General features: G+C 64.6%; 24 protein-coding genes. 10 read left to right on the forward strand and 14 right to left on the reverse strand.

Annotated elements, in window-relative coordinates:
- Nucleotides 1-8: 8 nt before the first annotated feature.
- The gene (locus BUB23_RS07580; protein WP_084135876.1) at nt 9-911 is read right to left on the reverse strand and encodes a spermidine synthase; all 903 of its coding nucleotides are present in this window, start codon (nt 909-911) and stop codon (nt 9-11) included.
- A 120-nt stretch (nt 912-1,031) separates the two neighbouring features.
- Nucleotides 1,032-1,346 (reverse strand): BON domain-containing protein, encoded by a 315-nt coding sequence (locus tag BUB23_RS07585; RefSeq protein ID WP_073102482.1) that lies wholly within the window; start codon nt 1,344-1,346, stop codon nt 1,032-1,034.
- A 225-nt stretch (nt 1,347-1,571) separates the two neighbouring features.
- Between BUB23_RS07585 and BUB23_RS07590 the strand changes: the two genes are divergently transcribed.
- From BUB23_RS07590 to BUB23_RS07610, 5 genes are all read left to right on the forward strand, one after another.
- Nucleotides 1,572-1,730, forward strand: a complete 159-nt coding sequence (locus BUB23_RS07590) for a DUF3309 family protein (RefSeq protein ID WP_073102692.1) — start codon at nt 1,572-1,574, stop codon at nt 1,728-1,730.
- A 188-nt stretch (nt 1,731-1,918) separates the two neighbouring features.
- Entirely contained in the window at nt 1,919-2,638 is a 720-nt protein-coding gene (locus BUB23_RS07595; protein WP_073102693.1) for a Crp/Fnr family transcriptional regulator, read from the forward strand.
- A 172-nt stretch (nt 2,639-2,810) separates the two neighbouring features.
- On the forward strand, nt 2,811-3,527 hold the full coding sequence (locus BUB23_RS07600) for a Crp/Fnr family transcriptional regulator (protein WP_073102483.1): 717 nt from the start codon (nt 2,811-2,813) through the stop codon (nt 3,525-3,527).
- Between the two features lie 110 nt (nt 3,528-3,637).
- Nucleotides 3,638-4,543: a LysR substrate-binding domain-containing protein gene (locus BUB23_RS07605; protein WP_073102484.1), complete on the forward strand. Its 906-nt coding sequence runs from the start codon at nt 3,638-3,640 to the stop codon at nt 4,541-4,543.
- 226 nt (nt 4,544-4,769) lie between these two features.
- Nucleotides 4,770-5,735 carry a Bug family tripartite tricarboxylate transporter substrate binding protein gene (locus BUB23_RS07610; RefSeq protein WP_425439532.1) on the forward strand — a complete coding sequence of 322 codons (966 nt, stop codon included), beginning with the start codon at nt 4,770-4,772 and terminating at the stop codon, nt 5,733-5,735.
- Nucleotides 5,736-5,804: 69 nt separating this feature from the next.
- Here the strand turns inward: BUB23_RS07610 and BUB23_RS07615 are convergent, their stop codons facing one another.
- The 7 genes from BUB23_RS07615 to BUB23_RS07645 all read right to left on the reverse strand — a co-directional run bounded on the left by BUB23_RS07615 (nt 5,805) and on the right by BUB23_RS07645 (nt 12,232).
- The gene (locus BUB23_RS07615; RefSeq protein ID WP_073102486.1) at nt 5,805-6,590 is read right to left on the reverse strand and encodes an ABC transporter permease; all 786 of its coding nucleotides are present in this window, start codon (nt 6,588-6,590) and stop codon (nt 5,805-5,807) included.
- A gap of 49 nt (nt 6,591-6,639) precedes the next feature.
- The gene (locus tag BUB23_RS07620) at nt 6,640-7,830 is read right to left on the reverse strand and encodes an ABC transporter substrate-binding protein (protein WP_073102487.1); all 1,191 of its coding nucleotides are present in this window, start codon (nt 7,828-7,830) and stop codon (nt 6,640-6,642) included.
- 65 nt (nt 7,831-7,895) lie between these two features.
- Nucleotides 7,896-8,717, reverse strand: coding sequence for an ABC transporter ATP-binding protein (locus tag BUB23_RS07625; protein WP_073102488.1), 822 nt, complete (start codon nt 8,715-8,717; stop codon nt 7,896-7,898).
- A 9-nt stretch (nt 8,718-8,726) separates the two neighbouring features.
- Entirely contained in the window at nt 8,727-8,891 is a 165-nt protein-coding gene (locus tag BUB23_RS07630) for a rubredoxin (protein WP_073102489.1), read from the reverse strand.
- Nucleotides 8,888-10,060, reverse strand: a complete 1,173-nt coding sequence (locus BUB23_RS07635) for an acyl-CoA dehydrogenase family protein (protein ID WP_073102490.1) — start codon at nt 10,058-10,060, stop codon at nt 8,888-8,890. Before BUB23_RS07635 ends, BUB23_RS07630 begins: the two co-directional genes overlap by 4 nt.
- 36 nt (nt 10,061-10,096) lie before the next feature.
- Nucleotides 10,097-10,639 (reverse strand): carboxymuconolactone decarboxylase family protein, encoded by a 543-nt coding sequence (locus BUB23_RS07640; protein ID WP_073102491.1) that lies wholly within the window; start codon nt 10,637-10,639, stop codon nt 10,097-10,099.
- Nucleotides 10,640-10,792: 153 nt separating this feature from the next.
- Nucleotides 10,793-12,232: an aminotransferase-like domain-containing protein gene (locus tag BUB23_RS07645; protein WP_073102492.1), complete on the reverse strand. Its 1,440-nt coding sequence runs from the start codon at nt 12,230-12,232 to the stop codon at nt 10,793-10,795.
- A gap of 263 nt (nt 12,233-12,495) precedes the next feature.
- On the opposite strand from BUB23_RS07645, the gene BUB23_RS07650 reads away from it, so the two are divergent.
- Genes BUB23_RS07650 through BUB23_RS07670 form a run of 5 tightly spaced genes read left to right on the forward strand, consistent with a single transcriptional unit; the run spans nt 12,496 to nt 16,673 of the window.
- Nucleotides 12,496-14,130 (forward strand): cbb3-type cytochrome c oxidase subunit I, encoded by a 1,635-nt coding sequence (locus BUB23_RS07650; RefSeq protein ID WP_073102493.1) that lies wholly within the window; start codon nt 12,496-12,498, stop codon nt 14,128-14,130.
- Nucleotides 14,131-14,138: 8 nt separating this feature from the next.
- Nucleotides 14,139-14,819: a cbb3-type cytochrome c oxidase subunit II gene (locus BUB23_RS07655; RefSeq protein WP_073102494.1), complete on the forward strand. Its 681-nt coding sequence runs from the start codon at nt 14,139-14,141 to the stop codon at nt 14,817-14,819.
- Nucleotides 14,816-15,433: a c-type cytochrome gene (locus BUB23_RS07660; RefSeq protein WP_073102495.1), complete on the forward strand. Its 618-nt coding sequence runs from the start codon at nt 14,816-14,818 to the stop codon at nt 15,431-15,433. The genes BUB23_RS07655 and BUB23_RS07660 overlap by 4 nt, the downstream gene beginning before the upstream one ends.
- On the forward strand, nt 15,430-16,074 hold the full coding sequence (locus BUB23_RS07665; protein ID WP_073102496.1) for an SCO family protein: 645 nt from the start codon (nt 15,430-15,432) through the stop codon (nt 16,072-16,074). Before BUB23_RS07660 ends, BUB23_RS07665 begins: the two co-directional genes overlap by 4 nt.
- Complete coding sequence (locus BUB23_RS07670; RefSeq protein ID WP_073102497.1) at nt 16,071-16,673, forward strand: hypothetical protein; 603 nt, start codon at nt 16,071-16,073, stop codon at nt 16,671-16,673. Before BUB23_RS07665 ends, BUB23_RS07670 begins: the two co-directional genes overlap by 4 nt.
- A gap of 43 nt (nt 16,674-16,716) precedes the next feature.
- Here the strand turns inward: BUB23_RS07670 and BUB23_RS07675 are convergent, their stop codons facing one another.
- The 5 genes from BUB23_RS07675 to BUB23_RS07695 all read right to left on the reverse strand — a co-directional run bounded on the left by BUB23_RS07675 (nt 16,717) and on the right by BUB23_RS07695 (nt 22,473).
- Nucleotides 16,717-17,196, reverse strand: coding sequence for a nuclear transport factor 2 family protein (locus tag BUB23_RS07675; RefSeq protein WP_073102694.1), 480 nt, complete (start codon nt 17,194-17,196; stop codon nt 16,717-16,719).
- A 14-nt stretch (nt 17,197-17,210) separates the two neighbouring features.
- Nucleotides 17,211-17,810, reverse strand: coding sequence for a TetR/AcrR family transcriptional regulator (locus tag BUB23_RS07680; protein WP_073102498.1), 600 nt, complete (start codon nt 17,808-17,810; stop codon nt 17,211-17,213).
- A 123-nt stretch (nt 17,811-17,933) separates the two neighbouring features.
- Nucleotides 17,934-18,884 (reverse strand): tripartite tricarboxylate transporter substrate binding protein, encoded by a 951-nt coding sequence (locus tag BUB23_RS07685; RefSeq protein WP_073102499.1) that lies wholly within the window; start codon nt 18,882-18,884, stop codon nt 17,934-17,936.
- A 68-nt stretch (nt 18,885-18,952) separates the two neighbouring features.
- A complete protein-coding gene (gene acnA, locus BUB23_RS07690) occupies nt 18,953-21,667 on the reverse strand; it encodes an aconitate hydratase AcnA (RefSeq protein ID WP_073102500.1) in 2,715 nt (904 codons plus the stop codon).
- Complete coding sequence (locus BUB23_RS07695) at nt 21,664-22,473, reverse strand: amidohydrolase family protein (RefSeq protein ID WP_245801195.1); 810 nt, start codon at nt 22,471-22,473, stop codon at nt 21,664-21,666. The genes acnA and BUB23_RS07695 overlap by 4 nt, the downstream gene beginning before the upstream one ends.
- Nucleotides 22,474-22,516 lie beyond the last annotated feature (43 nt).

Consider the following 22,516-nt stretch of genomic DNA (forward strand, 5'->3'; position numbering starts at 1 on the left):
GGTCAATATCAATCGGTCAATACCGGGGCCTTCTCGTCCCAGTCGCGGTCCAGGGAAAACATCCGTAGCTGGCGATTCACATCGATTCCGAAAGGCCGGAGTTTGCCGGCGACGGCATCGGCGTTGCGCCGCAGGCGGGCATGGTCCGGCAGCGTGCCGCGCACGGCGATGATTACCCGGTTGCCGCCGCGCAAGTTGAAAAACCGGCCGAATACATCGGCATAAGTGGTGGATTCGCTGTCGTATACCGTGCTGGCCGAGAAGGTATTGGCCACCAGGACGCCGTCGGGGGTCAGGATGGCGCGGACATGCCGTAAAAATTCGCGCGTAAGCAAATGCGCGGGAATGTAATCCGTGTCGAACGCGTCCAGCATGACCATATCATAGCGTTGGCCGTCGCGGTGCGCGCGTTCGATGAAGGCGCGCCCGTCTTCGAGAAAAACCCGCTGCGCGGGGCCTTGCTCGTAGCCGAAAAACCGCTGCGCCACCTTCACGACCGCCGGGTCTATTTCAACCGTGTCGATCACGGCCCCGGGCAGCGCTTTGCCCAGGGCGCGCGAGAGCGTGCCGCCGCCCAGGCCCACGATCAGCACCTTTTGCGGATCGGGATTGACGAACAGGGCGCTCATCATCATGCGCGTGTAGTCGAACACCATTTTGTCGGGATCCTGCAGATCTATGCAGGTTTGGCGGCCCAGGGGCAGCGGCCCGTCAAATTTCATGCAGCGCTCGCCGCCATATTCAGAGACGACGATGGGAGAGAATTCAGAGGCCTCTGTATGGATGACGCCCGCCGCGCCTGCACGGAAAAGCGTAAGCGTGGCGAGCAGGGCAAAGCAGGCTGCAAGAATGCAGCCCGGCAGGCGACGGAACAAGAAAAATCGGCGGCTGGGCGTCATGGCGTCACGCATAAAAATTCACTGCACATGCTGCGATGGACGCGCAGCGTATCGTACGCTGGCGGTGGTCACTTCCATTGCATCATAGTCCATCAATCATGCGCCTGCGCCATGGCGGCCCTGCTCAGGGCATTACTTGATGCGCATGTCGTTCTTGACCGATTTCACGCCGCCGACTTTGCGGGCCACTTCGACCGCCTTCCTGATATCGGCTTGCGAGCCGACGAAGCCGCTCAACTGGACCACGCCCTTGAAGGTCTCGACATTGATTTCAGCGACCTTGAGCGTCGGCTCATTGAGGATCGCGGCCTTCACCTTGGTGGTGATGACGCTGTCGTCGACGTATTCGGCAGTCCCTTCCCTGGTGGGGGTCGACGTGCAGCCGACGGCGGTGGCCACGGTTACGGCCAGGAACAGTGCGGAAAGATATTTGCTGAATTGTGTCATGAGTGAACTCCGGTTTTAGGTTGGCACAAGCATGATCGCCGAGTCCGGCGCAGTCTGTGCGCTGTCGAACATAGGGGGCGATTCCGGCGGGCGGCGGCAATGGCGGCCAGGGGAAACCGCTGTGTGCGAAAGCGTACAGACAGGGGCCGCAGGCCGCGTAACATGGCGGATGAAGACATGGCATTCGCCAGGTTCCGCAACTATTCACAACTTGGAGGCATTCAAATGTCATTGGGCGCAATTCTGTTGATCATTCTGGTTCTATTGCTGATCGGCGCAATTCCCAGCTGGCCGCACAGCAAATCATGGGGCTATGGCCCCAGCGGCGGCCTCGGGCTGGTGCTGATCGTACTGCTGGTCCTGTTCCTGATGGGCAAGATCTAGCCGCGCATGACTAAGTCCGGCGCCGCGATGCTGGCGCCGGGTTTAGCGCTGGCTGCAGCGCGATCAGCTTCGTGCGATATCGCACACATCATTCCGATCGCGCTCTATACTTGCGGGCATGCGTCCAGCATGCGTCCCGTTCAGGCTGTTGCGGCAATAAAACGGGCGCCAACGACCCGGAGATTGCCCTGCCCACATCACTCGCACCTGAAGCGAATCACCTGCTTGCGTCGCTTCCCGCTGTAGACAAGGCCCGCCTGTTTCCGCATCTGGAGCTGGTCCAGCTGCCGCTGGGCCATGTGCTTTATGAATCGGGCAGCCAGATGCGGCACGTCCATTTCCCCACCGACGCGATCATTTCGCTGCTCTATGTCATGGAGGATGGCGCATCGGCCGAGATCGCCGTGGTCGGCAATGATGGCATCGTCGGCGTGTCCCTGTTCATGGGCGGCGAAACGACGCCCAGCAGGGCCGTGGTGCAGAGCGCCGGGCATGTGTACCAGTTGCCGGGGCAAGTGCTGAAAGACGAATTCTTGCGCGCCGGCCCGATGCAGCACCTGCTGCTGCGGTATACCCAGGCGCTGTTGACGCAAATGGCGCAGACGGCGGTGTGCAACCGCCACCACTCCCTGGACCAGCAGCTCTGCCGCTGGCTGCTGCTCAGCCTCGACCGGCGGCACTCCAGCGAACTGATCATTACCCAGGAACTGATTGCCAGCATGCTGGGCGTCCGCCGCGAAGGCGTCACCGAGGCCGCCGGCAATCTGCAGAAAGCGGACCTGATCAAGTATCGCCGCGGCCATATCACCGTGCTCGATCGCGCCGGGCTGGAAGCCCGGACCTGCGAATGCTACGCGGTCGTCAGGAAGGAATACGACCGCCTGTTGCCCGAGGTCAGGTTTCCCTAGGCCGTCCTGCCCCCGCTTCGAAAGACACTGCGCTATCCGCCTGGCGGGCTAGGTGCGCTACCGCCCGGACGCGCCTGTGATTCCGCGACAGACTGTCATGGCGATCTTGTATCGCCATGCATTTGCGCCATTAGCCGCGCACGGATGAAACCGACCGTCCAGGAGAACCGAAGTGCCAAGCAAACCGCCAGCGCCCGCCGCCAATCGCCTGCTCGCCGCCTTGCCGCGCAAGGACCGCGAGCGCTTCATGGTGGCTTGCGAGCGGGTCGATCTGCAGTACGCGGGCGTGCTGGCGGAGGCCGGCGAAATAAGCCACCATGCCTACTTTCCCACCGGAGCCCTTATTTCGCTTATCGCGCCCATCGATGGCCATGCCGCGCTGCAAGTGGGCCTGGTGGGCGACGAGGGCATGCTCGGGATGCCCTTGTTCCTGGGGGTGGGCGCCTCGCCGCTGCGCGCCGTGGTGCAGGGCAGCGGCAAGGCGCTGCGCATCGGCGCCGCGGCTTTCCGCCGGGAAATCGGGTCCAGTCCCGCGCTCGTGCGCCTGCTTGAGCGCTACCTGTATGTCATGGCGGCCCAATTCGCCCAGACCGCGGTCTGCACCCGCTTTCATGTGGTCCAGGCCCGCCTCGCGCGCTGGCTCCTGATGATGCACGACAGGGCCTATTCGGATGCATTGCACATCACCCAGGAATTCCTGGCCTACATGCTGGGCGTTCGCCGGGTCGGCGTCACCCGCGCCGCCAGCGCATTGAAGCAGCGCGGGCTCATAGCCTATCATCGCGGCGACATCATGATTATGGACCGCGCGGGACTCGAAGCCGCGGCCTGCGGCTGCTATGCGGCCGACAAGCTGCTTTATGCGTGCGTGCTGGCTGATCATCCGTGACCACGAGCCTAAGTGCAAGCGTCGCCCTTCAGGCCGGAGTTCTTCACGCTTGAGCCCCGCCCGTTTCCGTTCTACGATCGGACTCTCGCGCGACCTTACACATTTTTTTCATGAACCTTGCCCGCTTCGACCTCGTCACGTTCTCATTGTTCATCGCCGTGGCGCGCCAAGGCAGCATATCGGCGGGCGCCCGGCAGTCCCATCTGGCCGTGGGCGCCGCCAGCAAGCGCATTTCGGACCTGGAGGCGGCGCTGGGCACCCAGCTGCTTTATCGCCACGCCAGCGGCGTCGAGCTGACGGACGCGGGCCAGGCCTTTCTGCACCATTCCCTGCGCATGGCCCACGAAATGGAGCAGATGACCAGCGCTCTGTCCGACTATGCCTTTGGCGTAAAAGGGCATATACGCCTTGCGGCCAATACCTCCGCGATCACCCAGTTCCTGGCGGATGACTTGGCCGCGTTCATGCGCGCCCATCCGGCGATCCGCATCAGCCTGAAGGAAGAGAACAGCACCAATATCGTCAAGGCGGTCGTCGACAATCTGGCGGACCTGGGGATTTTCGCCGACCGCACGTCCTGCGCGGGCCTGCATACCTACCTTTACCGCTACGATGATCTGGTGCTGATAGTGCCGCCGCACCATCCGCTGGCGGACTGCAAGCAGATCAGCTTCGCCGATACGCTCTCCTATGACTACATCGGGCTTTCGCAAAACACTTCGCTCGCGCTGCGGCTGCAGGAGGAAAGCGAGCGCCTGGGCAGGACCTTGAAATTGCGCATACAGGTGCGCGGCTTCGATTCCATCTGCCGCATGGCGGTCGCGACCCAGTGCATCGGCATCCTGCCCCGTCTGGCGGCATCGCCCCATTCCCGCTCCATGCGGCTGTCGCTGATTCCGCTGAGCGATTGCTGGGCGCGCCGCAAGCTGCTGATAGGCGTGCGCGACTCCGAGGCATTGACCGCGGCGGCCAGGCTTTTGCTCGCCCATCTGCAGCGCCAGCCGCCGGCCGCTTGACCGCGAGCCTAAGCGCAACCCCGCCCTTCAGGCCAGTGTCCTTCACCCAACGCCGCCGGATCGGGCTTTCGTATTTCATGATAACCGGCTTGCCGCAATAAGGATGGGTGTTCCAGCCCCGCTGGTGGCATACTCGATGGCGCTATCGGCGCCTGACCGAGCGACGTATTTTTCCAGTACACCCGAGGAGACTGCTTTGACATCTACAATGAAATTCCAACGCCCGATGGCCGCGCTGGCCTGCGCGCTGGGCCTGGCCATGAGCGCCAGCCCAGCGGCGGCGCAGGCGCAAGCCTACCCCGACCGCCCCATCAGGCTGATCGTATCGGCCGCGCCGGGCGGCACGACCGACATCACCGCGCGCATGATAGCCGAACCCCTGGCCCGCGCGCTGGAACAGAGCGTGGTGGTCGAAAACCGCCCGGGAGGCGCCGGCAGCATTGCGGCGCAACTGGTCACGCGCGCCAAGCCCGACGGCTACACTTTGCTCCTGCAGTACTCGGGCTACCAGGTGATCACGCCGCTGATCACGCCTAATCTCAATTGGGATCCGGTCAAGGACTTCGCGCCCGTGGCCAATATATTGTCGGCGCCGCAGGTGCTGGTGGTGCGTTCCACCTTGCCCTACAAGACGCTCAAGGAGCTCGTCGATGCCGACAAGAAAGCCCCCGGCAAGCTGAACTACGCCTCGTCGGGCGTCGGGTCGCTGCAGCAGGTGTCTACCGAATTGCTCAATCAGATGGCCGGCACGCGCCTGGTGCATATTCCCTATAACGGCACCGGCCCGGCAATGAATGACCTGCTGGGCGGTTCGGTGGACCTGACCATGACCACGCCGCCGCCGCTGCTGCCGCATATCGCCGCGGGCAAGCTGACGCCTCTGGTGGTGACCGGCACGACCCGCCTGCCCACCCTGCCCGATGTTCCCACGGCCGCCGAAGCCGGCTACCCCGACCTGCTCGTTTCGTCGTGGTTTGCCGTTTATGCTCCCGCCGGCACGCCGTCCGCCATCGTCGACAAACTGGCGGCGGAAATCGAAACCATCATGAAGACTCCGGCGTTCCGCGAAAAAGCCCAGACCCTGGGCGCCGAAGCGCTATACATGGGGCCGGCCAAGCTGGGCGAATTCACCAAGCAGGAACTCGAGCGCTGGGATGCCGTGGTCAAGGCGGCGAATATCGTTGCGCCATAAGCCTGGCCGGAAAGGGGGGGCGCGGCGCCGGTCCCCCGGCCGAAGCAGTGGGCTCGGCGGTCCCTGGCGCTACGGCGCCTTCGGGCTGTGGGTCCAGTATTGATAGAGTTTCTGGGCCAGGCCGTCCAGCATGAAGCCCAGCGCGCCTATCAGCACGATGACCGCCATCAGCTCGGAATAGGCCAGGCGGTCGCGTGTGTCCAGAATGAAATAGCCCAGGCCGGAACTGACGCCCAGCATTTCGCAGGGCACCAGCACGATCCAGATGATGCCTATGGCCAGGCGCACGCCGGTCAGGATATGCCCCAGGATGCCTGGCATGACGATCTTGAACAGCACTTCGCGGCGCGTGGCGCTCAGGCTCTTGGCCAGCATCAGCCATTTCGGATTCAGCTGGCGCACTCCGGCCGCGGTATTCAGGATGATGGGCCAGACCGCGGCGAAGGTGAGCAGGAAATAGATGGGGGCGTCGCCGATGCCGAATACCATTACGGCAATCGGCATCCATGACAGCGGTGAAATCATGCGCAGGAACTGGAAGGCGCTGCCCGTGCAGTTCTCCAGGGCGCGCGAGGTCCCGATCGCCAGGCCTATGGGGACTCCCAGCAGCAGCGCCAGGCCAAGGCCGATCAGGACCCGTTTCAGGCTGGTCAGCGCGTGCAAGGTCAGCTGATTCTGCACCAGCAGTTCATAAAGGCTTTTGAAGGTTTCCCCGGGGCCCAGCAGGCCGGCCAGGGAAATGCTCGCCTGCAGCCAGTGCGTGCCCAGTCCCCATAGCGCGATCAGCACGAGCAGGCCGCCCAGGCTGAGGGCCAGTCTTGTGCTCAAATGAATCTGTTTCAGTGCTTTAATCATTGCGCTCGGCGGATGGCGCCGCGGACCTGGCCGGTCCGCGTCCTTGGTTTCAGGTTGTAATGGTTTCTTGGCGCGTGAACGATTCGGGCAGGCCGAATGCGGCCATGCCGCCATTGTCGGCGATGGCCTTCTTCACATAACGGTCATCCACCAGGTCCCGCGCCACGAAGGCCGGATCCAGCCGCTGCAGGAAGTCATTCTTGCCGGACACCAGCGTGGTCTTGAGCTTCCTGATCAGTTCCTCGGTATAGCTGGGAAAGGGGTAGGGCTGGAAGTCGATGCGCTTTTCCTTCCAGCCGGTATTCACAATGGCGCCCGACGCCTCGTACCGGGCGGTGTCCATCAGCTCGGGCAGCAGCACTTGCGCCAGGGCTTCATACGAATGCGGGGTATAGCGCTGCGGATTGTCCTTGGCCAGAATACGGGCCGTTTCCTCGCGATGGTCCTGTATCCACGCCTGGGCCTGGACGATGCCATTGACGACTTTCTGCGCCCATTCGGGGCGCTGTTCCAGGTCCTGCTCATGCATCAGCACCACGCAACAGGCGTGGTCCTTCCAGACATCGCCCGTAAAGCGCAGGATCTTGCCGACTTTCAATACCTCGGCCGAGGCATTGAAAGGCTCCGCCACGGTGTATCCGGCTATCTGCTTGTTGGCCAGCGCGGGCACCATGTCGGATGGCGACATCACCACCAGCTTTACCTGCGCGGGGCCGGGTTCGCCCTGGCTGACAGGCTCCAGGCCCTTGCTTTTCAGCAGATGCTGCAGCACGACGTTATGCAGCGAATACCAGAAGGGAATGGCGACGGTCTTGCCGCCCAGGTCCGTGATCTGGTTGATGTCGTGCTGCACGGTCAGGCCCGAGCCGGACATGTGGTTCCAGGCGACGACTTTGGCGCGCGACTGGCTGCCATAGCGGGCCCACACCGTCATCGGCGCCAGCAGATGGACCACATTGACCTGTCCCGCCAGGAAGGCTTCGACGATTTGCGCCCAGCTGCGGAATAAACGGGGCTTTTCCACGTCCAGGCCTTGTTTCTGGAAGAGCTGGTTATGGTGGGCCACCAGCAGGGGAGTCGCATCGGTGATGGCCAGGTAGCCGATTCTCACCGGCGCGTCGGGCTCGGCGGCTCTCGCGGCCTTGTGCATTTGCAATAAAGGCAGGGCCCCCATGGCGGTGAACAGGGTGGAAAGCTTGATGAACTGGCGGCGGGCTTCCAGGCTAGGGCCGTAATGCATGGGTTTTTTCATGGAGTTCTTTGTTGGTCAGGGCTGGCGGGCAAGGGTGTTTGCGAACGGGTTTTTTATGAATCGAGGCGGGCCGCGCGGGACGCCGCGCCGCGCGCTTCGCGCAGCGACTGCATGATTTCGACGCGTACGCTGGTCAGCTGCGGCGCCACCGCGTCGCGCGGATGGGGCAGCTTTATGCGCCACTCGCCTATCAGGCGCCCGGGATACTGGCCGATAAGCAGGATGCGGTCGGCCAGGATGAGGGCTTCATCGATGTCGTGCGTGACCAGGATGGCCGAGGCCTGGTGCCGCGCGGTGATCTGCTGCAAAAGCGCCTGCATTTCGCCGCGGGTGATTTCATCCAGCGCGCTGAAGGGTTCATCCAGCAATAGTATTTCCGGCTGGCGCGCCAGGCTGCGCGCCAGGGCCGTGCGTTGCGCCATGCCGCCGGACAGTTCGGCGGGGTAGCGCTGCGCCGCGCCTTGCAGGTCGACCTCGGCGATGGCGGCCTGCACTCTTGCGTGCTTGTCCGCCTTGCCGATGGCCGGCTGGTGCTTGAAATCCAGGCCGAAGGCGACATTCTCCTCGAGCGTCAGCCAGGGCAGCAGGCTAGGGTCCTGGAAGACGAAACTCAAGCGCGGATGCGGCCCGCGCAGCCGTTCGCCATTGATATGCACCGTGCCCTGGTCGGGCGTCTGCAAGCCGGCCAGCACGCGCAGCAGGGATGACTTCCCGACTCCGCTGGGGCCGAGGATGGCCACGACCTCGCCGGCGGCCAGGTGCAGCGAGAAATCATGAAGGACCGTGTTGGGACGCTGATTGGGGCGCTGATAACTGAGCGCGATCTCATGGGCGTCCAAAACAATCGGCCTGTCCGGCGCCGTCGAGGTATTCATGAGGCAGTCCTAATCGGGAATCAGAAAAAAATCCGCTTTGCTCACGCCGCAATCCGGGCATGCCCAGTCCTCGGGGATGTTCTCGAACGGCGTGCCTGGCGGGATGCCTTCTTCGGGCATGCCCAATGCTTCGTCATAAACCAGGCCGCAGGGGCCGCACATCCATTGCTTCACCAGGCGGCCTCGGTCTGGTGAGCGGCTGGTCCGGGCTTGAATGCATCGGCGGGCCGGCCGCCCGCCTGCGCTTGCTCGATGTCGTGGATTTCCTTGCGCAGGTGCTTGAGCGCGGGAGTGACGATGGCGACAAACACCGCTTCGCGCAGACGGCGCTGGGCGGCGTGGCGCATCAGATAGCCTTTGGCGCCGGCGTGCAGGACGGCGGAATTGGCCGCGGCAAGCGTGAGCTCGGAGGTCCGCGCGCGCAGCCTGAGCACATCCAGGACGGCGGCTTCGCCAGCCTCGGCTTGTTGCGCCAGCGCGCCGGCCCGCGCTTTCAGCGCATCGAGAGCCGCGGCCAGGTCCGGGCCCTGGTCGTCCAGGAACGCATTCACATGGGCCGTGCTGGCATTGCTTTCGCGTATGGTCTTCAGGCAGCCTTCGACCACGCCGAAGCCTATGCCTGTCTGGCCCAATATAAAGCCGGGCTTGATGCGCGCCATGTACTGCGCGAACTGGGATGGATGGGCCAGCACGTCGCCGGCGGGAATCCTGGCGTCCTTGAAACGCAGATTCAGCGTTTGCGTGCCTTCCAGGGCCGAGAATTCCGGGCAGGGGTGCAGGCTCAGGCCATCGGCGCTGCCGTGCGCGGCGAACATCACATAGCCTTCTCCTTCGACCGAGGCGGCCGCGATCGCCAGATGCTGGGCGCCGACATTCGAAACCCAGGGCAGGGAGCCGCTCACGACATAGCCGTCGCCGTCGCGCCGGGCAGTCAGGTGGATTTTTTCAATGCCCGCCAGATGCTTGACGGCGTTGGACATTCCTGTGCCGGAAAACAGGCTGCCCTGCGCGACCGGCTTCAGGTAGCGATCGCGAACGGCCTGATTCGGCGAGAGCAGCAGATAGCCGGCGCAGCTCGACTGGCACCAGACAAGAAAGGCCGTGGAACCGCATTCGCGCCCCACTTCGGTGGTGATTTTTATCTGCGTGGCCAGGCCCAGCCCCGATCCGCCATGCTCGGGCGGGATGCTCGCGCCGAAACCGCCCAGGGCGCCGAGATGGCGCAAATAGTCGGCCGGGTACAGGCCCTCCCGGTCGATGGCGTCCGCCAGCGGGGCCAGGCCGGTTTTGACGTGTGCCGCGATGGTTTCGAGCAGCGCTGTGCCAGGATCAGGTTGGCTCACGGCGTAGTTCCTTGCTAGGTGCTTGTTGAGGTGGGGTCAGGCGTATGCCTGCAATTCCTGGTTGATCGGCGTCTTGGCCAGGTTGTTGGCGTAGTTGCACAAGGTCGCCAGGCTGACGCCGAGCACGACCTCCAGGGCGCTGGCCTGAGTGTAGCCAGCCGCCAGGAAATCCTGGAGTTCGATGTCCGACACCTGGCCTTTGTTTTCCATGACGGCGACGGTGAACCGGGCCAGCGCGTTGAGCTTGGGGTCGCTTAGCGCCTGCGTCGCGCGCAGGGCCTGGATGGCTTCTTCGGGCATGGCGAGTTTTTTGCGGGCGATGGCGGTATGGCCCGCCACGCAAAAGCCACAGCCATTGAGGGTGGCGGCGGTGATCTGGACGACTTCGCGTTCGGCGCCCGACAAGCCGGTGCGCGCATTGATGGCGCTCACGACCTGGTAGGTTTCCAGGGCGGTCGGGGCGTTGGCCAGCACGCCTATCAGGTTGGGCAGGAAGCCATTGCTTTTCTGCGCCGCCAGCAAGCGTTCTTTCGCTTCGGAGGGGGCGGTCTCTACAGTCTGGATGGTAATGCGGCTCATGGTCTCGATTCTTGATCTAAGTTTATATTCCCAAACAGTCTATCAATGGGGCAGTTGATTCAAAACAAATATAAAAGTATTTGATTATTCCTTTTGGTTATTTAGAGCGCTTGCGCTATGGGAATAGGCAATATTTCCACCGCGGCCGCCTGTTCATCGCGGGCCCGCGCCGGACCGGCCGGCATAGGCGCCCACCAGTCTGCCCAGGGTGGCGACGGCTGCTTCGCTGCGCGCATCCCAGAGGTGCCCGTAATTCAGCCTCAGGCAGTTGGCGAAAGCTCTCTTGGCCGAGAAAATCGGGCCCGGCGCGACGCTGATGCCATGGGATAAGGCGTGTTTGTGGATATCCAGGGCATCGACGCCGTCGGGCATTTCGACCCATAGAAAATAGCCGCCGGCCGGGCGCGTCGCCCGGGTGCCGGGCGGGAAATAGTGGCCGATGGCTTGCGCGAAGACAGTCTGCTGGGCTTCGAGCGATTGCCGCAGTTTGCGCAAATGCTTGTCATAGCCGCCCTTTTCGAGGTAGTGAGCCAGTCCCAGCTGGATCGGGACCGGCGAAGTCAGCGTGCTGGTCAGCTTCTGCCGCGCGACGGCGCGCGCGTACTGCCCGGGCGCCGCCCATCCCACGCGGTAGCCGGGGGCCAGGCATTTCGAGAAGGAGGAGCAGTGCATGACTATACCCTCGCGGTCGAAGGCTTTGGCCGGCGCCGGACGCCTGTTGCCGAAATAGAGTTCGCCGTAGACGTCGTCTTCGATCAGCGGCACGTTGTGGCGTGTGAGCAATTCGACCAGCGCCCGCTTTTTTTCATCGGGCATCAGGCTGCCCAGCGGATTCTGGAAGTTGGTCATCAGCCAGCATGCCTTGGGCCGGTGCCGTTCTATGGCCCGCTCGAGCGCGGCCAGCTCGATGCCCTCGCGCGGATGGGTCGGCACTTCGATGGCTTCGAGCTGCATTCTTTCCAGCGACTGCAGGGCGGCATAGAAGGTGGGCGATTCGACCAGCACCGCGTCGCCCGGGCGCGTTACGGCCGCCAGGCACAGGTTGAGCGCTTCGAGCGCGCCGTTGGTGATGACGATTTCGTCCGTATGGATATGCAGGCCCTCGGCCAGGTAGCGCAAGGCGATCTGGCGCCGCAGGCAGGCGTTGCCGGGCGTCAAGTCGTCCACCGTGCTCCATGGGTCGAGCTGGTGAATACTGCTGGCCAGCGCCCGCCCCAGCCTTTCCAGGGGAAAGAGCAGGGGGCTGGGAAACGCCGAGCCCAGCGGCACGACATTGCGCACCATGGTGGATTCGAGCACGTCGAACACCCGGTCGCTGATATCCACCGATACCGCTTCTTCCTGGGGTTGCGAGGACGAATCCGGCTCGGGGGCCAGGCGCCGCACGCCGTGCGCCACGAAATAGCCCGAACGTTGGCGCGCGCGGATCAGGCCCTGGGCTTCAAGGGCATAGTAGGCCTGGAAAACGGTGGAGGCGCTGACATTGCGGTTCGCGGTGACCTGCCGTATGGAGGGCAGGCGATCGCCGGCCCTGAGGACCCCGCTGCGGATGGAATGGGCGAGTTCCGCAGCCAGGGACTCGTAAAGTTTCATGGAATTCTCCAGGGGTTGGCGCCAGCAGGCTTTCTTCTGATATCGATATTCATGAAACCGGACAATTTCCTACCATCTGGATGGTAGCGGGGAATCGACAGTATTTGCAGTATCAGATTCGGGGAATTCAAGGATATCAGGCAGAACTGATATGTTTTTTTATTGGATATCTGATTATTAATATTTTGATATCCAAAGGGTAGCATGCTCTCGTGTATTGACAGCGGGCGCCGATGGCGGCGCCCGCGCATCCAAGGATAGCCATGAACCCGACGGCCTTATTGCTGGCTACTTTCATTTTGTCCATCGCCGGCCTCTTCGCCTTCATCTGGTCGCTGCGAAAAGGGCTGTTCGATGCCGAATCCAGCGGCGCCCGGACGATTTTCTCCACCGGGGAAATCGGGCGGCCCGAAGAGCCCGCGGCCGGCGGGGCGCAGCGCCGCGCGCTGGCGCGCATGGCCGATGGCTATATCGCCGCCAATCGCGGCGCCCGGATCAGCGCCGCGGAAATGGCCGCGCGCGAAGCCGCCGACCGTTCCAGCGCTTTTCCGGCCTTCGTGCTGCTGGGCTGCGCGGTCGTATGGCTGATCGTGGCCTCGCTGGCCGGCCTGCTCAGCTCGCTCAAGCTGCATTGGCCCGATCTGCTCACCGGTGCCGCCTGGCTAAGCTTCGGGCGCCTGCGCACCATACACCTCAATGGCGTGGCCTACGGCTGGGCGCCCCTGGGCCTGCTAGGCCTGGCGATCTGGATGCTGCCCCGCCTGCTGCAGACCAGGCTGCTGGGCGGACGCCTGGTGGTCTTCGGCGCATTGCTATGGAACGCCGCGCTGATCGCGGGCGTGGGGGCGATTGCGGCCGGCATGAACGCCGGCCTGGAATGGCTGGAGATTCCCTGGCAGATTGGCGTCCTGTTCGCCATAGGCGGCATGCTGATCGGCCTGCCCATGGCGCTCATGCTGACGCGCCGCAAGGCCAGGCATTTGTACGTTTCCGTCTGGTACATGGGCGCGGCCCTGTTCTGGTTTCCCACGCTATATATCGTGGCCAAGGTTCCCGGCGTGCATTTCGGCGTGGAGCAGGCGACTATGAATTGGTGGTTCGGGCACAACGTGCTGGGCTTGTTCTACACGCCCTTGTCCATCGCGGCCGTCTATTATTTCCTGCCCAAGGTCATCGGCCGGCCCATCCGCTCCTACAACCTGTCCCTGCTCGGCTTCTGGACCCTCGCGTTTTTCTATGGACAGGTCGGCGCCCACCATCTTATCGGCGGCCCCATTCCCGAATGGCTGATCACCTTGTCCATTGTGCAAAGCGTGATGATGGTCATTCCGGTGCTGGCGTTCTCGGTGAACCAGCACTTGACGCTGAAAGGGCATTCCGGCGCGCTGCGCCATTCGCCGACACTGCGCTTCATCGTGTTCGGCGCCATGATGTACACCGTCGCTTCACTGCAAGGCACGTTCGAGGCGCTGCGCTCGGTCAACGCGGTCACCCACTTCACGCACTTCACGGTCGCGCACGCCCACCTGGGCATGTATGGCTTCGTGTCCATGGTGATATTCGGCGGCGTCTACTTTGCCATGCCCCGCATCCTGGATACGGCATGGCCGCGGCCCGGGCTGATTTCGCTGCATTTCTGGCTGGTCGCCGCCGGCTTCGCCGTCTACATGGTCACGCTGAGCATAGGCGGCATTCTGCAAGGCCTGGTGCTGCTGGACCCGGCAAGGGCGTTCATCGATTCGGTGGCCGTCACGATGCCGTGGCTGCAGGGCCGTTCGGCCGGCGGCGCGCTGATGACGCTGGGCCACCTGGTTTTCGCCCTGCATGTGCTGCTGATCACCCTGCGTTCCGGCGTGCTCGCGGTCTCCGAGCGCGCCCCCGCGCAACTCACTGCCTAATCCGGACTATGGAAAACGAACTCAAACTCATTGTCGGCGCCATGGTGACGCTGTCGCTCGCCACCTCGGCCATGATAGTCGTGCCGTTCCTGCAGCTCAAGGATGAGCCGGCGCCGGCGGCGCTCAAGCCGTATACCAGCCAGGAACTGCGCGGCCGCCTTGTCTACCAGGCCAATGCCTGCATCGCCTGCCACACGCAGCAGCCCAGCACCACGGGCGCCGGCGCCGCCGACGCCAGCCGCGGCTGGGGCCGCGCCTCGGTCGCCGGGGACTATCATTACGACGACCCCCCGCTGCTGGGCACCATGCGCACCGGCCCCGACCTGTTCAATATCGGCGTGCGCCAGCCCAGCGCCGACTGGCAGCTGGGGCACCTGTTCCAGCCGCGAGCCTACACTCCCGGCAGCAACATGCCTTCCTATCGCTTCCTGTTCGATGTCAAAGAGCCGGGCTCCGTGGCCAAGAATGAGCGCGTAGTGCATCTGCCTCCCGGCGCGGCGCAAGAAGGCAAAGTGGTGGTGGCCAGCCCCGAGGCTGTCGACCTGGTCGCCTATCTGCTGAGCCTGAAACGCAGCTATCCCGTCCTGACGCTTGAGCAGGCCGGTGCCTTGGCGGACGAGTCCGCTTCCGCCGGCGACGGGCGGGCGGGCGCGGCGCGGCCGGCCGGGCCCGCGGGGAGCCGGCCATGACCGGGCCCGGGCAAACCCGCGGCGCGGAGAACGCCGAGCCGCACGAACAGAACAACCCCGTGCCCCGCGTGCTTATCGGGCTGATAGCGGCTCTGGTCGTATGGGCCGTTTGCTATATCTATGCTTCCAGCCCCAATGGCGCCGCCGCCCTGGGCGACCGTAGGGCGCCGGCCACCCTGGCGGCGGGGGCGGCGCCGCAACAGGGCGTTCTGGATGGCAGGCAAATCTTCACCGCCGCCTGCCAGGCTTGCCATCAGGCGGCGGGGCAGGGGCTGGCCGGGGTGTTTCCGCCGCTGGCGGGATCGGCGTGGGTGGCCGGCGCCCCGGACTTGCTGGCCAAGATCGTCCTGCACGGAATGAATGGACCCATCGAAGTCGCGGGCGTGACGTATAGCGGCGCAATGCCGGCTTTCGGCGGCCAGTTCAGCGATGCGGAGCTTGCCGCCGTGCTGACGTTCATCCGCCAGGAATGGGGCAACCGCGCTCCCGCGCTGGATGCGGCCATGGTCGAGGCGGCGCGCAAGGCGACGGCCGGGCGGGCCGAGCCATGGAAAGGGGCCGAGGACCTGCTGAAACATGGCTCGCCCGCCGCCGGCGGCGGCCCGGCATCATGAGATCGAGCGCGCTGGGCTCCCTGGCGGCGACGGCCGTGGTCCTGGCGATGGGCCTGGCGGCTTACGCCGCCGTGACAGCCGGGTTCGCCGCGCTCACCGCCGACGGCGTGCGGCGCGCGCAGCTCGAACGCGCGCCGCGCGCGCTGCCGGCCCTCGCGCTGGTGGACGAACACGGCCGGGATTTGTCCCTGGGCCGCTACGGCGCCGCATCGCCCTATGCCACTTTCGTGACGCTGATTTACGTCCAGTGCCAATCCATTTGCCGCGGCAGCATCTCCGGCCAGTCGTGGCTGCAGCATGCCATCGAGTCCAGGGGGCTGCGGCATAGGCTGCGCTTGCTGACGCTCAGTTTCGACCCGCTCAACGACACGCCGGCGGTGATGGCGGCCCACGCGCGCCGCGTGGATGCCGATCCGGACCTGTGGCGCTTCGCAACCGTGCGCGATCCGGCCGATCTGCCGGCTTTGCTGAAAACCTTCGGCATCGTCGTTTTGCCTGATGGAATGGGCGGCTATTCGCATAACGCCGCGCTATTCCTGCTGGATACGCATGGCCGGCTTTCCAAGGCCTACGATATCGACAGGCCGGATCTTGCCTTGGCTGATTACCTGGCGCGCGGCGCGGGAGGCCGGGGCGGATGAAGAACCGGCCGCGGTCCGGGCGCGCCAGGCGATGGCCGCCGCCCCCATGGCTGCCTGGCTTGCTGCTGGCCGTGTCGGCGCTGTTCCAGCCCTGGCTGGAACAATCGATGGCCCGGCACATGGGTATCGAGCTGCCCCTGCTATTCATCCTGGGCTGGCTGGCGGCCCGGGCTGGCGGTGCGCGGCTGAGCCGGATGGCGGCGCCCTGGAACATGGCAGGCGTGCCGGCCCTGCTCTTCGCCATGCTGGCGCTGTCGCTCTGGATGGTGCCGGCGGCCCTGGACTACGCCGTCCTCGACCCGGCCGTGGCGGTCCTGAAGGTGGCCAGCATAGTCCTCGCGGGGTCGATGGCGGGACTGTCATGGAAGCTTGCGGGCATCACGATCCAGGCCTTTTTCTTGTTGAACTGGTTCTGGATGACTTTCGTCATCGGCCTGCTGTACCGGGATGCGCCGCAGCAGCTTTGCAGTGTTTACCTCGTCGACGAGCAGGCCGATGCGGGCCGGGCCATGATGGCGTGGGCGCTGCTCGGCCTGGCGCTTTGGGCGCCTTCCGTACTGCGGGAGATCCGTCGCTGGGACCGCGACGGATCCGCTTAGCCGCCGCGGCGCTGCGCGGCGGGCTGCATCGCGCCGCGGCGCCTCAAAGGCCCAATTCGGACAGGCCCGGATGATCGTCGGGACGGCGTCCGAGAGGCCAGTGGAATTTGCGCTCCGATTCCTTGATCGGCATATCGTTGATGCTGGCGTAGCGGTTGAGCATCAGGCCGTCCTCGCCGAACTCCCAGTTCTCGTTGCCATACGAACGGAACCAGTTGCCCGAATCGTCGTGCCATTCATACGCATAGCGCACCGCGATGCGGTTTCCGGTAAAAGCCCAGAGCTCCTTGATCAGCCGGTAGTCCAGCTCCTTGGCCCATTTGCGCGCCAGAAACGCGCGCGCCTCGTCGCGGTTGCCGGCGAATTCCGCGCGGTTGCGCCAGCGGGTATCCAGGCTGTAGGCCAGCGCGACCTTGGCGGCATCGCGGCTGTTCCAGCCGTCTTCGGCCAGGCGGACTTTCCGGACTGCGGTTTCCCGTGTGAAAGGGGGCAGGGGAGGACGGACTTCGCTGCTGGTTGACATGGCTATGGCCTCATTCATTGGCGGGGTGGAAAATTTTCGGCGACGGCGCGAGGCTGGATGAGCCTGCCCGCCATTCGTTCGGCGCTGTCGGCGATAGAGGCATCGCCGGTCACCAGCGCAACCGTGATCGCGCCGTCGATCAATACCAGAAGCTGCCTCGCGGTTTCTTCGGGGTCGTCGACGCGGCAGGCCAATGCCAACTGGCGCACATAGTCGAGCAGACCTTGCTTGTGAAGACGGCAGACGGCCCGGATCGGGCTGGCGGCGCCGCCTATCTCGCCTGCGGCATTGATGAAGGCGCAGCCCCGGAAATCATCCGAAGCGAACCAGCGGCGCAATGCGGGAAACATAGACAGCAGGCGCTCGGCGGGCGCATCCGCGTCCGAAGTCGCGCCGATGAACCATCGCATCCAGCGCTCATCGCGCTGCTGCAGCGCGGCGGCCACCAGCGCTTCTTTGGTGGGGTAATAGCGGTAAATGGTCTTGCGCGCCACGCCCGAGGTTTTGACGATGAGATCCATGCCGGTAGCGCAGATGCCGCCGGCATAGATCAATTGCTCGGTAGTGTCCAGCAGCCTGGCCCGGGTCGAGGATGCTTCATCGGGAATGGTCATGGCGGCGCTGGGAGAATGATCGTTCTTTATAGGAGCGCAAATGGTAGAACGATCATTCTTTTCTGTCAACGCTTATATTGCCAATGCTTATCCAGCGGGCCGCGTCCGGCGACGGCCATCCCGCTATTGCTTGGCCACGCCCAGCGACTCGGCGACCTTGCCTAGCGCCTCATACTCTTGCCTCAGCATTTTTTCCAGTTCCGGGCCGCTGCGGATCACCACTTCCTCGCCCGAGTCTTCCACGAACTTGCGGATTTCGGGCTTGCGCGCGGCATGCGTGAATGCCGCCTGCAGTTTTTCGATGATGGCGGGCGGAGTGCCTTTGGGTCCGAGGATGCCCCGCCATAGCAGCGTTTCCTCTTCCGGAATGCCAATATCCGTCAGGCTCGAAGCGTCGGGCAGCGATGGCGCGCGCGCGGCCGAACTGACCAGCGGGCAGAACACCTTGCCGGCGGCCAGGTGGGGCTTGATGGGCAGGATGGAGCCGACATAGATATCCACGTGCTTGCCAAGGAAATTGTTCAGCGTGTCGCCTGCGCCCTTGAAGGGTACGCCCAGGACAGATAGATTTTTGGCGCGGAAGATGCGTTCCGAGGCCAACTGGCCCGTGCCGCCGATGCCATCGTTGCCATAGGAATACTTGCCCGGGTTCCTGGCCAGCTCTTCTATCATCCCCTTGCCGGTGCGCGCCGGGAAATCGGCATTCACGCAGAAGACATATGGCGCGCTGGAGATCTGGATGATGGGAGTGAAGTCATCCGGGCCATAGCTTTTCTTCAATGTGTGGGGGATAGCCGTCACGGGGCTGCTCCATACGGCCGCCAGTGTCGTGCCGTCCGGAACGGAGCGGATCATCTGGTTCATGCCGATGGAACCGCCCGCGCCGCCCACGTTCATCACGACCAGGGTGGAATCCAGCGTTTCATTGGCGGCCTGGGCCACGGTGCGGAAGAATCCGTCCGTGCCGCCGCCGGGAGGGGCGGGAATGATCAGCCGGGTTTGCTGCGCCGCGGCAGGCAATGCCAACGCCAACAGCGGAATGGCGATAAGGGTGGATAGCAATGGTGTTTTCATCGAGAGTCTCCGAAAGGAATTCGTGGTGTTGTTGACTGGGTGATAAGGTTGCGGGAATGTCACGCTGCTCATGCCTGGCTCGCCTGCGCCGGCGGCTTGGCCAGCTGTTTGCGCAGTACATAGGGCAGCACTCCGCCATGGCGGATGTAGCTGGCTTCCAGCCGGGTGTCCACGCGCAGCAGCACGCGGGCGTCGGTGATCGAGCCATCCTGGCGATGGATGCGCAATGGCAGTATCTGCCTGGGTTCCACGCCATTTTCGATGCCCGGCAGGGAATAGGCCTCTGTGCCGTCGAGGCCCAGGCTGTCGATATCCTGGCCATCCAGGAATTCGCAGGGCAGCACGCCCATGCCGACCAGGTTGCTGCGGTGGATGCGCTCGAAGCTGCGGGCTATCACTGCGCGCACGCCCAGCAAGCGGGTTCCCTTGGCGGCCCAGTCGCGGCTGGAACCGGTGCCGTACTCCTTGCCGGCAAAGACCAGCAGGGGAACAGCCTGGGCCTGATAGACCCGGGCCGCCTCATGGATGGGCAGGATATTTCCCCCGGGCTGCATGCGCGTCACGCCGCCTTCGATTCCGGCGACCATGCGATTGCGCAATCGCACATTGGCGAATGTGCCGCGCACCATGACCTCGTGATTGGCGCGCCTGGCGACATAGGTATTGAATTCAGCCGCGGCCACGCCATGGCGCAGCAGGTACTGTCCGGCAGGCGAGTCCGGATGGATGCTGCCGCCGGGACTGATATGGTCCGTGGTTACCGAATCCCCCAGCAGGGCCAGGGCCCGCGCGCCGGCGACAGGCGCCAGCGGCGCGGGCTCGGCCTGGACGCCATCCAGGAACGGCGGGCGGCGCAGGTAGGTGGAATCCGGGTCCCAGGCGAACCGCTTGCCTTGCGGGGCAGGCAGGGCGCTCCATAGCGGGTTGTCCATGGCGGCCTCGGAATAGCTGTCCAGAAAATGCGCGGTATCGCGCGCCTGGGGCAGCAAGGCCTGCACATCGGCCGCCGACGGCCAGAGGTCGCGCAGGAAGACGGGCTGGCCGCGGGCATCCAGGCCCAGCGGCGCCCGCTGGATGTCGGTGATGCGCCCCGCGAGGGCGAAAGCGACCACCATGGCCGGACTCATCAGGTAATTGGCGCGTATGCTGGGGTGGATGCGCGCCTCGAAGTTGCGGTTGCCCGACAGCACGGAGGCCACGACCAGGTCCCGCGCGCCAATGGCGGCTTCCACATCCGCCGGCAGGGGGCCGGAATTTCCCATGCATGTGCCGCATCCGAAACCGGCAATGTGGAAGCCGAGCTGCTCGAGGCTTTGCAGCAAGCCGGTCTGCCGCAGGTAGGACTGCACCACCTTCGAGCCGGGCGTGAACGATGTCTTGACGTGCGCGGCGCAGCGCAGCCCATGCGCGGCGGCGTTGCGTGCCAGCAGTCCCGCGGCAAGCAGCAGGGCGGGGTTCGACGTATTTGCGCAGGAAGTGATGGCGGCAATGACGATGTCGCCGTCGGACAGCGCGGCGGCATTGTCGCCCCGCGCGGCTGGAGCATCGCCGCGGGCCGGTGCGCCGCGCCCGAATCCGCCCTGATCGGCCGGCAGCGCCAGCAGCCGCGTGAACTGGGAATCCAGTTCGGCCAGCCCGACGCGGTCCTGCGGCCGGCGCGGGCCGCTCGCGCTGGGCTCTATCTGGGCGAGATCGATGCGGATGTCCTGGCTGTAGTCGATCTGGCCGCGCCTGGGCATGCCGTACATGCCCTGCGCCTGCCAATAGGCGCATATCCGTTCCAGCTGCTCCTGCGTCCGGCCCGTTGCCCGCAGGAAGTCCATGGTCTGCGCATCGACGGCGAAGAATGCGGCAGTGGCGCCATATTCCGGCGCCATGTTGGCGACCGTGCAGCGATCCGCTGGACTCAGGCCAGCGGCGCCTTCTCCATAGAACTCCACGAACTTGCCGACGACGCCCGAGCGGCGCAGCAACTCGGTAACGCTCAGCGCCAGGTCGGTCGCCATGACGCCGGGCTGCAGTCGCCCCAAGAGCTCCACGCCCACGACATCCGGTATGGCCAGCGCCAGGGGCTGGCCCAGCATGGCGGCTTCCGCCTCGATGCCGCCCACGCCCCACCCCAGCACTCCCAGGCCGTTGATCATGGCGGTATGGCTGTCCGGGCCGATCACCGTGTCGGGATAGAGCAAGCCGCCATCCTGGCAGACATGGTGCGCCAGGAATTCGATGTTGACCTGATGGATAATGCCGTTGCCCGGCGCAACGACGCGTATCCCGTCGAACGCGCCGGCGGCCCATTTCAGGAAGCTGTAGCGTTCGCCGTTGCGCTCGAATTCCATGCGGGTGTTATAGGCCAGGGCGTAGCTGGACCCCGCTCGCTCCACTTGCAGCGAGTGGTCGACCACCATGTCCACCGGCAGCAGCGGTTCGATGGCGCCTGGCGCCGCGCCCTGCGCGCAGGCGGCGTCGCGCATGGCGGCGAGGTCGGCCAGCAGCGGAATGCCGGACGCATCGGGCGCAAGAATGCGCGCCACGGTGAAGGGAATATCGGGCCGCTGTGTCTCCCGCGGCCGCCAGCCGGCCAACTGCCGGATCGATTGGGCCATTTCCTGGCCGCCATCGTCGTGGCGCAGCAATGATTCGAGCAGAATGCGCAGGCTGAACGGCAGCCGTCCGATATTGCCCCAGCCTTGTTCCTGCAGCACGGCCAGATCGTGGAAATAGCCCAGCGGCCTGCCTCCGGCATGCAGCATTCGGCGCGTGGATGGCACTGTCGTATTCATGATTCGAATCCGAACAGTTGCATCGCGCTGGCGCCCAGGATGGTATGGCGCTGTTCGGCCGAAGGCACCCAGGCCCCCAGGGCGGCCAGGGTGCCGGGGATATCATTGCTTTCCTCGTGGCGCGTGTGGGGCCAGTCGGACCCCCAGACCAGCCGGTCGGCGCCGAAGTGCTCCAGCAGCAATGCGCCCGCCTCCACGGCCGCCGCGGCGGCGGGATCGCTCCAGCCATTGCGGTAGCCCGCGGCCAGCTTGACCCATACGCGCCTGCTGGCGGCCTGCGACAGCAAATAGCGGAAACCGGTGTCTTCGCAGCCCAGCGCATCGTCGGGCCTGCCGAAATGGTCCACCACGACGCGCAGCCCGGCATCCAGCAGCGGGGGTATCAATTCACGCAGGTCGCGCGCGTCGCGATGGACCTCGACCAGCATGTCGTGGCGCGCCAGCTGTGCCAGCAGGGACCTCCATTGCGGCTGATGGAAGCAGGGAAGGGGCAGGCCATCCAGATTCAGCCGTATGCCCACCACTCCGGTCCGGCGCAGGTCGGCCAGTGTGTCAGGGGCGATGTCCGGCGGGATCGCGGCAATGCCGCGCAGCGCGCCGGGATGCTTTTGCAGTTCGGCGCACATGAAGCTGTTGTCGCATCCCAGGAAGCTGGGCTGGACCAGCACGGCGCGCGTTATTCCCGCGGCCCTGCCGCGCCGGAAATAGTCCGCCATGGTCGCGTCGTAGGAAGGCGCGTAGCGGCGCTCCGGCGCCAGGGGCAGGAGGCTGTTGAATACGTGTATATGTGTGTCGACGATGTCCATTGTCTGCATTTGCGGCGTTATGATTTGTCTATTGAACAATATG

The organism is Pollutimonas bauzanensis (genome assembly GCF_900129885.1).
Taxonomy (GTDB): domain Bacteria; phylum Pseudomonadota; class Gammaproteobacteria; order Burkholderiales; family Burkholderiaceae_B; genus Pollutimonas; species Pollutimonas bauzanensis.